8 protein-coding genes are annotated in these 11,147 nt (G+C 62.2%); 6 read left to right on the forward strand and 2 right to left on the reverse strand.

The genetic code is table 11. The features are described from left to right. The first annotated feature begins 1 nt into the window (after position 1). Together ACYQ8E_RS02390 and ACYQ8E_RS02395 are read left to right on the forward strand one after the other, a co-directional pair. Positions 2 to 757, forward strand: coding sequence for an ABC transporter ATP-binding protein (locus ACYQ8E_RS02390; protein ID WP_066726647.1), 756 nt, complete (start codon positions 2 to 4; stop codon positions 755 to 757). Then, on the forward strand, positions 754 to 1,554 hold the full coding sequence (locus ACYQ8E_RS02395) for an ABC transporter permease (protein WP_066726649.1): 801 nt from the start codon (positions 754 to 756) through the stop codon (positions 1,552 to 1,554). Before ACYQ8E_RS02390 ends, ACYQ8E_RS02395 begins: the two co-directional genes overlap by 4 nt. A gap of 52 nt (positions 1,555 to 1,606) precedes the next feature. Here ACYQ8E_RS02395 and ACYQ8E_RS02400 read toward each other — a convergent pair whose 3' ends face one another. Together ACYQ8E_RS02400 and ACYQ8E_RS02405 are read right to left on the reverse strand one after the other, a co-directional pair. Next, positions 1,607 to 2,413 carry a mechanosensitive ion channel family protein gene (locus ACYQ8E_RS02400; RefSeq protein WP_066726651.1) on the reverse strand — a complete coding sequence of 269 codons (807 nt, stop codon included), beginning with the start codon at positions 2,411 to 2,413 and terminating at the stop codon, positions 1,607 to 1,609. Positions 2,414 to 2,447: 34 nt separating this feature from the next. Then, on the reverse strand, positions 2,448 to 3,830 hold the full coding sequence (locus tag ACYQ8E_RS02405) for a sigma-54-dependent transcriptional regulator (RefSeq protein WP_066726653.1): 1,383 nt from the start codon (positions 3,828 to 3,830) through the stop codon (positions 2,448 to 2,450). A 139-nt stretch (positions 3,831 to 3,969) separates the two neighbouring features. On the opposite strand from ACYQ8E_RS02405, the gene ACYQ8E_RS02410 reads away from it, so the two are divergent. The 4 genes from ACYQ8E_RS02410 (at position 3,970) to ACYQ8E_RS02425 (ending at position 10,958) form a co-directional block, all read left to right on the forward strand. Beyond that, positions 3,970 to 5,316 (forward strand): NfeD family protein, encoded by a 1,347-nt coding sequence (locus tag ACYQ8E_RS02410; protein WP_066726655.1) that lies wholly within the window; start codon positions 3,970 to 3,972, stop codon positions 5,314 to 5,316. A gap of 22 nt (positions 5,317 to 5,338) precedes the next feature. Next, entirely contained in the window at positions 5,339 to 6,100 is a 762-nt protein-coding gene (locus tag ACYQ8E_RS02415) for a slipin family protein (protein ID WP_066726659.1), read from the forward strand. 325 nt (positions 6,101 to 6,425) lie between these two features. Beyond that, positions 6,426 to 9,878 (forward strand): pyruvate carboxylase, encoded by a 3,453-nt coding sequence (locus tag ACYQ8E_RS02420; RefSeq protein ID WP_066726661.1) that lies wholly within the window; start codon positions 6,426 to 6,428, stop codon positions 9,876 to 9,878. A 171-nt stretch (positions 9,879 to 10,049) separates the two neighbouring features. After that, positions 10,050 to 10,958, forward strand: a complete 909-nt coding sequence (locus ACYQ8E_RS02425; protein ID WP_082820242.1) for a SphA family protein — start codon at positions 10,050 to 10,052, stop codon at positions 10,956 to 10,958. Positions 10,959 to 11,147 lie beyond the last annotated feature (189 nt).

Below are 11,147 nucleotides of genomic sequence, written 5' to 3' on the forward strand. Positions count from 1 at the left end.
CATGGAGTGCGAACTTCGCCTTGAAGGGGTAAGCAAGCGCCGCCTCGACCGCTCCGGGCGCTCTGTGGAGGTGCTGCACGGCCTCGACCTCGAGATGCCGACGGCGCAGCTGACCGTCATTATCGGTCCCTCCGGCAGCGGCAAGAGTACCCTCGCCCGCCTCCTCAATCGCCTCGAAGACCCGACCGACGGCAGAATCCTGTTGCGCGGGACGGAGCTGAAGAGCCTGCCGCTGCTGGCGTTGCGGCGCCAGGTCGGCCTGGTGCCGCAGCAACCCTTCATGTTCCCGGGGAGCGTCCTCGACAACCTGCAGCTCCCCTTTTCCTACCGCGGTCTTCCCCTCCCGACCGCCAGCGATGACCGATTGCGCCAAATCCTCGCGCGCTGCGGCCTGGCCGCCGAACTCCTCGAACGGGACGCCCGCACCCTCTCGGTGGGGCAGCAGCAGCGGGTCAGCCTCGCCCGCACCCTGCTGCCAGGTCCAGCCGTTCTCGTCCTTGATGAGCCGACCAGCGCCCTCGATCGCCCCTCCGGTGACCGGCTCGCCGAAACCCTGATGACTATTTGTCGCGAAGAACGGCTCACGATCGTCATGGTCAGCCACGACCTGCGCCTGGCCGAACGGATTGCCGACCACCTGGTCTACCTGGAGGCGGGGCGGGTCTGCGAAGCCGGTACCGCTGCGCAGCTGCTGCAGCATCCGGCCAGTCGCGAACTGCGCCAGTTCCTGGCCGGGACCGGCGGGGGGGACGCATGAGCAGTGCCGGCATCATCCAGCTCTCTCTCGGCGACCTGGCGGGCGCCTTCGGCCTGATCCTGCTGGCGGCGGCCCTGGCGCGGTTGCAGGGCGCGGGTCAGGGGCGGGACCTGCTCTGGTCGGCGCTGCGCATGGTGGCCCAGCTCCTCGCCGTCGGCTACCTGCTCCACTTCGTTTTTGCCCTCGACCGCCCGCTGCCAGTCCTGCTGCTACTGTTGCTGATGACCGGATTCGCGGTGCAGACGGTGACGGCGCGGGTGCGGCGGCGCATGCCCCGTTTCTACCGGATTGTCGGCGGCGCGATCCTGGTCGGCTGCGGCGGGACCACGATGGTCTTCTGCACCCTGATCATCGGGCTGACCCCCTGGTACGATCCCCGCTACCTGATCCCGCTCGCCGGGATGGTCATCGGCAACTCAATGACCGGCGCCAGCCTCGCCGCCGAGCGCCTCGCCGGCGAGATGGCCGAGCGCCGCCAGGAGATCGAAACCGCCCTCTGTCTCGGGGCGCCGGCGCGACTGGCGGCGCGGGAAGGGGTGCGCAATGCCTTTCGCGCCGCCCTGATTCCTTCCATCAACGCCATGGCGGCGATGGGAATCGTCTTCCTGCCGGGGATGATGACCGGCCAGATCCTCTCCGGAACCGAGCCGATCGTCGCCGTGCGCTACCAGATCGCCATCATGTGCGTCATCACCGGCAGCGTCGCTGTGACCACCTTTCTGATCCTCCTCTTCGGTGCCCGCAGCTACTTCGTCAACGAGCACCAGTTGCGGGAAGGGGAGCCGACGGAGGGTTGAAAGGTCTGGCAACAAAAATCCCGCCGGCGCAACGCGCCGGCGGGATTTTTTGTCAGGAGGCCTTTTCTACTGGGAAGAGGTGGACATCCCGTTGCGGGAAGGGGATGGAGATCCCCTCGGCGTCGAAGCGCAGCTTGATTCTCTCCAGGGTGTCGAAATGGAGGTCCCAGTAATCGTCAACCGCGACCCAGGGGCGCACCGCGAAGTTGACGCTCGATGCGCCCAGTTCCAGGACCGCCACCGTCGGCGCCGGGTCGGCCAGGACCCGCGGGTCCTCCTTGAGGAGTGCCTGGAGCACCTCCTTGACCCTGCGCAGGTCATCCCGGTAGCCGACCCCGATCACCAGGTCAAGGCGCCGGGTCCCCTTTTTGGAGTAGTTGACGATATTGTCCCCCATCAGCTTGCCGTTGGGGATAAAGACCGTCTTGTTGTCGCCGGTTTTCAGCTGGGTGGTGAAGATGTGAAGTTCTTCGACGGCGCCGATCACCCCGGCGCCTTCGATGACGTCACCGACGCGGAAGGGGTGGAAGAGGAGAATCATCACCCCGGCGGCAAAGTTGGAAAGGGAGTTCTGCAGGGCGAGGCCGATGGCGAGACCGGCGGCGCCGATCACCGCGATCAGGGAGGTGGTCTGGACACCGAGCTGGCCGAGGGCGGCAATGATCGCGAAGGTGACCAGCGCTGCATTCAGCAGGTTGCTGCCGAAAATCACCAGGGTCGGGTCGACGCTGCGCCGGTTCATCAGGCCGCGGGTCAGGCGGGCAAAAAATCGCGCCGCCCAGATCCCGAGCACGAGGATGACCAGCGCAGCGAGAATTCTCGGGCCGTAGGTGAGGGTCAGGGTCGATGCCTGTTCCATCGGGTTCTCCTTCAGGTATGAGCAGCGTGCCGTGCTAAAAATCGAGGCCGAGACGTTTGATCTTTTCCACCAGGGTGGTGCGGTTGATGCCGAGCAGGACGGCGGCGCGGGCCTTGACCCCCTTGGCCAGGGCCATCGCCTCGGCGATCATGGCGCCTTCGATGCGGGCGATAACCGCCGGCATGTCGACGCCAGTTTCGCTCACCTTCGGAAAGGGGGGGCTGTTCTCGTCGGCCAGGCCACCGGCGATATTGGGTGGCAAATCCTGGCACTCGATGTTTTCACCGTCGGTCAGCGTCACCGAGCGTTCGATGACATTCTCCATCTCCCGAACATTTCCCGGCCAGGGATAGTTCTCCAGGGCCTTCATCGCCTCGGGAGCCAGGGTCATCAGTGGCCGCTTCAGCTCGCTGCAGCTCTTCTGGAGAAAATGCCGGGCGAGCAGGGGAATGTCCTCGCGGCGTTCCCGCAGTGGCGGCAGGACGATGGGGATGACATTGAGCCGGTAGTAGAGATCCTCGCGGAACTGGCCCCGTTTGATTTCTTCTTCGATATCAGCGTTGGTGGCCGAAATCACCCGGACGTTGAGCTTGATCTTGCGGCTGGCGCCGACCCGTTCCAGTTCCTGCTCCTGGAGGACCCGCAGCAGCTTCATCTGCAGGTGCATCGGCATGGTGCCGATTTCATCAAGGAAGATGGTGCCGTTGTTGGCGACCTCGAACTTGCCCGGCTTGTCGGCCACCGCCCCGGTGAAGGCGCCGCGGACATGGCCGAAGAGCTCGCTCTCCAGCAGCTCGGCAGGGATGGCGCCGCAGTTGATGGCCACGAACGGCTTCTCCTTGCGGCTGCCGTTAAAATGGATCGCCTTGGCGACCAGCTCCTTGCCGGTCCCCGATTCGCCGAGAATGAGGATCGAGGAGTCGGTGTTGAGCACCCGCTCCATGCGGCCGAAGACCTGCTGCATGGCGAGGCTGTGGCCGAGGATCTGGTCGAACTTGTACTTGCCGCGCAATTGCTGGCGCAGGTAGAGATTTTCGGCGACCAGCCGGCTCTTTTCCACCGCCTTGGCGACCTGGATTTTCAGCTTTTCGAAATTGAACGGCTTGGTGATGTAGTCGAAGGCCCCTTCCTTCATCGCCTCGACGGCAGTTTCGGCGCTTGCATTGCCGGTGATCAGGATGACATTGGTCGAGGGCGAACTCTCTTTCACCGATTTGAGGATGCCGATGCCGCTCACCCCCGGCAGGAAGAGATCGGTAATCACCACGTCGAAGGAATTTTTCTCCAGGATCTGTAACGCCTCTTCACCGCTGGCCGCGGTCTCCAGGCGATAGCCGGCATTTCCCAAGAGGAGCGACAGGGCTTCCCGGTTGTGAGCTTCGTCGTCAATCAGCAGGATCTGCGACAGGTTTTTCACACCATCCTCCGGCCCGGTGGGCGTCATTGATTTGACGAAAAGCAGGCTAACATGGCTTTGGCGCTGGTGCAAGTGGCACCCCGCCGGCTCCGCTCCCCGGCGGAATTGACAGCAACCCGGGGATTGCTAAACTTCGCTTATGAAGGTCACGATAAGTTCAATAATTTCGATTCTATTTCTTGCCGTTACGGCGTTCCCGGCCCTCGCGGAGCCGGCGCCGGGAGCAGGGTCGGCGTGGATTGCCAAGATCCGTATCGACGGGGTTATCAACCCGGTGACCGCCAGTTTCACGGCAGCGAGTCTCGCTGCCGCCAACCGTGATGGCGCTGCCGCCTTCCTGCTGCAGCTCAATACCCCGGGCGGCCTTGACAGCGCCATGCGGCAGATCATCCAGGCCGAGTTCGCCTCGGATATTCCGGTGATCGTCTACGTCGCGCCGAGCGGCGCCCGTGCCGCATCGGCCGGGGCACTGATCACGCTGGCGGCCGATTTCGCCGCCATGGCGCCGGGAACCAATATCGGGGCCGCCCACCCGGTCTCCATTATTCCGGGCGGGGGGGGCGACGATGAGGTTATGAAGACCAAGGTGGTCAACGATGCCGTCGCCTATGCCCGGAGTATCGCCAGTCGTCACGGCCGCAACCTGGAGTGGGCGGAGAAGGTGGTACGGGAGAGTCTGTCCGCGGCAGCCGAGGAGGCCCTCGAACTCGGCGTGATCGACCTGATCGCCCCCGATGAATATTCCCTGCTGCTGCGCCTCGACGGCCGCAGTTACCAGCGCGGCGATCAGAGCCTGGTCCTGCACAGCAAGGGAGCCCGGGTCGAAACCTTTGCCATGGACTGGCGCCAGGAGATCCTGGACACCCTGAGCAACCCGACCGTCGCCTACCTGCTGCTGATGCTCGGCATCCTCGGCATCTTCTTCGAAATCAGCCAGCCCGGGGTGATACTTCCCGGGGCGATCGGGGCCATCGCCATCCTCCTCGCCCTCTTTTCATTCCAGGCGCTGCCGATCAATTTTGCCGGCGTGCTGTTGATCGTCCTGGCTGTGGTTCTCTTCCTGCTCGAAATCAAGGTCACCTCCTTTGGCATGCTCACCATCGGCGGGGTGGTCGCTCTTTCTCTCGGCTCCCTGATGCTGATCGACAGTTCTGCACCCTATCTGCAAATTTCCCGGGCGGTGATCGCGGCCACGGTACTGGTCTGCAGCGGCTTTTTCGCCCTCGTGGTCTGGTTCGTGGTGCGCACCCATCGCCAACATTTCGTTTCCGGCCGGGAAGGCCTGGTCGGGGAGCGGGGGGTAGCCGTCGATTCCTTCAGTGGCAGCGGCCGGGTCTTCGTGCACGGGGAATATTGGGATGCTCATTGCGTCGAGCCCTTGAACGCCGGGGACGCGATCGAGGTGGTGCGTCTCGAACCCGGCATGCGGCTTGAAGTCCGGCCGGCGGCGATGGCCGGCGCGCCCGGAACAGAACCGAACACCTAACCTGAATTTTATGGAGGCTGAAATGTTCCCAGTCGGTCTGGTCGGTCCCCTGGTGCTGATCGCGTTGGTAGCGATCATCCTGTTCAATGCCGTCAAGGTCCTGTTCGAGTACGAGCGCGGGGTGGTTTTCCGCCTCGGCCGCTATTCCGGGGTCAAGGGACCGGGCCTGCGCCTGATCATCCCGATCATCGACCGCCTGGTCAAGGTCAGCCTGCGCACCGTGGCGATGGACGTTCCGCCCCAGGATGTCATCACCAAGGACAATGTTTCGGTCAAGGTCAACGCGGTCCTCTATTTCCGGGTCATGGCTCCCGAAAAGGCCCTGATCGAGGTGGAGAACTATCTCTACGCGACGAGCCAGCTGGCCCAAACCTCCCTGCGCAGCGTCCTCGGCCAGTCGGAACTCGACGAACTTCTCGCACATCGCGACCAGATCAACCAACAGTTGCAGCAGATTCTCGATCGCCAGACCGACCCCTGGGGGGTCAAAATCTCCAATATCGAGATCAAGCACGTCGATCTGCCGGTCGAGATGCAACGGGCGATGGCGCGCCAGGCCGAGGCCGAGCGGGAACGCCGGTCCAAGGTGATCCATGCCGAAGGGGAGTTCCAGGCTTCCCAGAAGCTGGCTGACGCCGCCCGGGTCATCTCCACCGAGACCGGCGCGCTGCAGCTCCGTTTCCTGCAGACCCTGACGGAAATCTCTGCCGAAAAGAATTCAACCATCATCTTCCCGATCCCCATCGACCTGATCAAGCCGTTTCTCGGCAAGGAGAAAACCTGAAGCCGAGGGAGGTGGAGAGCCGCAACCACCAGGGTTTTGCTGCCCACCGCGAGCGGTTGCGGCGATGAATGGTAACTCAATTCCAGATATCGAATTAAATGAGAATCAGAGTATTGTTTCCTTAGCAATTTCGCCATCTTACAAATTAAAACAATATTTTATCTTGACAGCCATGGGCAGCTTTGTTTAAATTTGCCCACCGAGGAAGTCTTGTAACTATTCATAATCACTAAAAAATTTAACTCCCACTAAAACTTTATCACTTATTTATCCGTTTTATTTTTTATAAAAACAACATTCGGGGAACGACTCTGGAGGAGGTTTGATGGAGGTCAGGAAATTCAAGAAAATCATGGCGGCCAACCGGGGCGAAATTGCAATCCGCATCTTTCGCGCCTGCACCGAGCTTGGGATCAGCACCGTGGCGATCTACTCGGAGCAGGACCGGTTGTCACTGCACCGCTACAAGGCCGACGAGGCCTACCTGATCGGCAAGGGGAAAGGGCCGATCGACGCCTATCTCTCCATCGACGAAATCATCGACCTCGCCCGCAAGAAGGATGTCGATGCCATTCACCCCGGCTATGGTTTTCTCTCCGAGAACGCCGACTTTGCTGCTGCCTGTGACCGGGCCGGAATTGCTTTCATCGGCCCGACGGCGGAGATCATGCGCAGTCTCGGCGACAAGGTCGCCGGCCGCGAGGTGGCGGTGGCTGCCGAGGTGCCGGTAGTACCGGGAACAACGCGGCCGATTGCCACCGAGGAGGAAGCCCTGATCTTCGCCAAGGAGGCTGGCTATCCGATCATCGTCAAGGCTTCTGCCGGTGGCGGCGGCCGCGGCATGCGGGTGGCGCGCAATCAGAAGGAGCTCCTCGAGGGGCTGAAAAGCGCCGCCTCCGAAGCCCAGGCTGCCTTTGGCAACGCCGCGATCTTCCTTGAGAAATACATCGAGAAGCCGAAGCACGTCGAGGTCCAGATTCTCGGCGACCACCACGGCAACCTGGTCCATTTCTATGAGCGTGACTGCTCGATTCAGCGCCGCCACCAGAAGGTGATCGAAATCGCGCCGTCCCTCTACCTGACCGCGAAACAGCGCCAGGAGCTGTGCGGCTATGCCCTGAAGATTGCCGGGGCGGTGAACTACCGCAACGCCGGCACCGTCGAATTTCTGATGGACAAGGAAGGGCACTTCTACTTTATCGAGGTCAACCCCCGCATCCAGGTCGAGCATACCGTCACCGAGCTTGTGACGATGCGCAACCTGGTGCAGGCGCAGATCCGGATCGCCGAAGGGCACAAGCTCAGCGACCCGGAGATCGCCATCAAGTCGCAGAAGGATATCGAGCTGCGCGGCTTTGCTATCCAGTGCCGGGTCACCACCGAGGACCCGACCAACAACTTCGCCCCCGACTTCGGCACCATCAAGGCCTACCGTACCGCCGCCGGCTTCGGTGTGCGGCTCGATGCCGCCGCCGGCTACGCCGGGGCGACCATCACCCCCCACTACGATTCCCTGCTGACCAAGATCTCCACCTGGGGGCTGACCTTCAAGGACGCGGCCCGGACCATGGATCGGGCGCTGCAGGAGTTCCGCATCCGCGGCGTCAAGACCAACATCGGCTTTCTCGAAAAGATGGTGACCCACCCGGTCTTTCTCAGCGGCGAGTGTGATACCTCCTTCCTCGACACCCACCCGGAGGTCTTCCAGCTGCCAGTGAAGAAGGACCGCGCCAACAAGATTCTCTCCTTTCTCGGCCACACCACCGTCAACGGCTATCCCGGGATCAAGAAGGAACGGGCGCTCCGTTTCAAGGACCTGCGCGAGCCGACGGTGCCGGAGATCCCCTACGGCCAGCAGCATCCCCGCGGGACCCGCGACATTCTGCGCGAGAAGGGGCCGGAAGGGCTGGCCCAGTGGGCGCGCAAGCAGAAGCACCTGCTGATCACCGACACCACCATGCGCGACGCCCACCAGTCGCTGATGGCGACCCGCTTTCGCACCTACGACCTCGACCGCATCGCCGAAGCGACCGCCCATCTCGGCGGCGGCCTCTTCTCCCTGGAGATGTGGGGGGGGGCGACCTTCGACGTCTCGATGCGTTTTCTACGCGAGGACCCCTGGGAGCGCCTTGACCGGCTGCGGGCGAAGATCCCCAACATCCTCTTCCAGATGCTGCTGCGCGGCAGCAACGCGGTGGGCTATACCAACTACCCGGACAACGTCGTGCAGGAGTTCGTCAAGAAAGCGGCCGAGGGCGGTATCGACGTCTTTCGCGTCTTCGACTCGCTGAACTGGACCAAGGGAATGGCGGTGGCGATGGACGCGGTGCGTAAAAACGGCGCCATCTGCGAGGCGGCGATGTGCTATACCGGCGACATCAGCGACCCCAGGCGCGACAAGTACCCGCTCGCCTACTACGTCAACCTGGCGAAGGAACTGGAGCAGATGGGAGCGCATATTCTCGCCATCAAGGATATGGCCGGCCTGCTCAAGCCCTTTGCCGCCGAAAAGCTGGTCAAGACCCTCAAGAGCGAGATCGGCATTCCGATCCATCTCCATACCCATGACACCTCGAGCAATGGTGGGGCGATGCTGATGATGGCGGCCCAGGCCGGCTGCGACATCGTCGACACGGCGCTCTCCTCGGTTTCCGGGCTGACCGCCCAGCCGAACATGAACGCCCTGCTTGCTACCCTCGAAGGGACGATCTGGGACCCGCAGCTCGACCAGGAGGGGCTGCAGCAGCTCGCCAACTACTGGGAGACGGTGCGCACCTACTATGCGCCCTTCGAGTCGGAGCTGCGCAGCGGCACCGCCCAGGTCTACTACCACGAAATTCCCGGTGGCCAGTATTCCAACTACAAGCCGCAGGTGGAGGGGCTCGGCCTCGGTCACCGCTGGGAGGAGTGCAAGGAGATGTACCGCAAGGTCAACGACATGTTCGGCGACCTGGTGAAAGTCACTCCTTCCTCCAAAATCGTCGGTGACATGGCGATGTTCATGGTGCAGAACAACCTCGAACCGGCCGATGTCTTCAGCCGCGGCCACGAGCTGACCTTCCCCCAGGGGGTGGTCGACTTCTTCAAGGGGATGATCGGCCAGCCCTACGGCGGCTTTCCGCAGGAGCTGCAGAAGATTATCCTGAAAGGGGAGCAGCCACTCACCTGCCGTCCCGGCGAACTGTTGGAGCCGGTTGACTTTGCCGCCAAGAAGATTCAGCTGGAGAAGAAGGTCGGTCACGCGGTCAAGGAGCGGGATGTCCTTTCCGCGGTCCTCTATCCGGGCGTCTACGAGGAGTTCGACCGCCACCGCCAGGAGTACAGCGACACCTCCTTCATGCCGACGCCGGTCTTCTTCTACGGCCTCGAGGTCGGCGACGAGGTGACCATCGACATCGAGGCGGGCAAGACCCTGATCGTCACCCTCAACGCCATCGGCCGGGTTCAGGCCGACGGGACCCGGAATATCTACTTCGAACTCAACGGCGAGCCGCGCCAGGTCAGCGTCAAGGACCTCTCGGTGGAGTCCGACGAGGTGAGTCACGTCAAGGCCGACCCCGACGAGCCGAAGCAGGTCGGCGCCCCGATGCCGGGCAAGATCTTCAAGCTGCTGGTCAATGTCGGCGACGAGGTCAAGGAGGGGGATACCCTCCTCTCCACCGAGGCGATGAAGATGGAGACCAACATCAAGGCGAAGAAGGACGGCAAGGTCAAGGAGGTTCTCTTCAAGGAGGGAGCCCAGGTGCAGCAGGGGGACCTGCTGGTGGTGCTCGAATAACAACCCTTACCGGGACGAAACCGGGGCCGGCAGCGATGCCGGCCCTTTTTTTGTAGAGGACGGGCGAATGAAAACGGAGGTTGCCGCCGTCCGCGGTTCGTTGCTAGAATGCCAGCCAGTTTGTTTTGTTGTGGCTGCGTGACGCTTGAACCAACCTTCAGGAGGTAACCCATGACCCGATCAAAGGCGATTCTGGTCGCGGCGGCACTGCTGCTGCTTCCCCTCTTTACCACCCCGGCGGCGGCCTTCGACCAGCCCTCCGTCAACCTCGGCTTCACCAGCTTCCTCGACGGTGGTCCGCCTGCCGGCCCGGGCTTCTACTTCACCGAGTACATCCAGTACTACACCGCCGATAAACTCGCCGACCTGCCGATTCCTGATCCCAGCGTCGATGTCTGGGTCAGCCTCAACCAGTGCATCTACCAGTCGAACCAGGCCTTGATCGGGGGCGGTAAGTGGGGCGTAGACCTGATCGTGCCGATCGTCAGTATCGACAGTGATCCACTGCCAGACAACGGCACCGGTCTTGGCGATATTCTGGTCGGCCCCTACCTGCAGTGGGATCCGGTCATGGGCAAGAGCGGCCCGCTCTTTATGCAGCGTGTCGAGCTGCAGATGATCTTCCCCACCGGCAAGTATGACAGTGACAAGGCCCTCAATCCGGGGAGCAACTTCTTCTCCTTCAACCCCTACTGGGCGGCGACTCTCTTCGTCACCCCCAAGCTGACCACCTCCTGGCGCCTGCACTACCTCTGGAACGCCAAGAACGACGAACCCTTCGGCGGCGCCAGCGACGCCCAGGCCGGCCAGGCGGTGCACGGCAACTTCGCCGCCGCCTACGAGGTGGTGCCGAAGATGCTGCGCCTCGGCGTCAACGGCTACTTCTTCAAGCAACTGACTGATTCGCAGGTAAACGGCAGCGATGTCGCCGGCAAGGAACGGGTGCTGGCGATCGGCCCCGGCGCCCTGCTCAGCTTCTCCCAGGATACCCATCTCTTCCTCAACGCTTATTTCGAGACCAATGCCGCCTACCGCTCCGAAGGGGAGCGCTACCTGGTGCGGCTCGTTCACCACTTCTGATTCAATCCTTTTGCTAGTCACAAAAACGCCTCCGTCGGGTAATCTGACGGAGGCGTTTTGTATTGCTGGCTGAGAGAAGTGTCGGTCACTGTTGAGGGATTTTTATTCATGAAGCGGGGAGACCAGCTTGGATCGATTTGATGCTGTTGGTATTCATAAATAACCAAAATCATAGGCTGTTAAGATTGA

Source organism: Desulfuromonas carbonis, assembly GCF_054658035.1.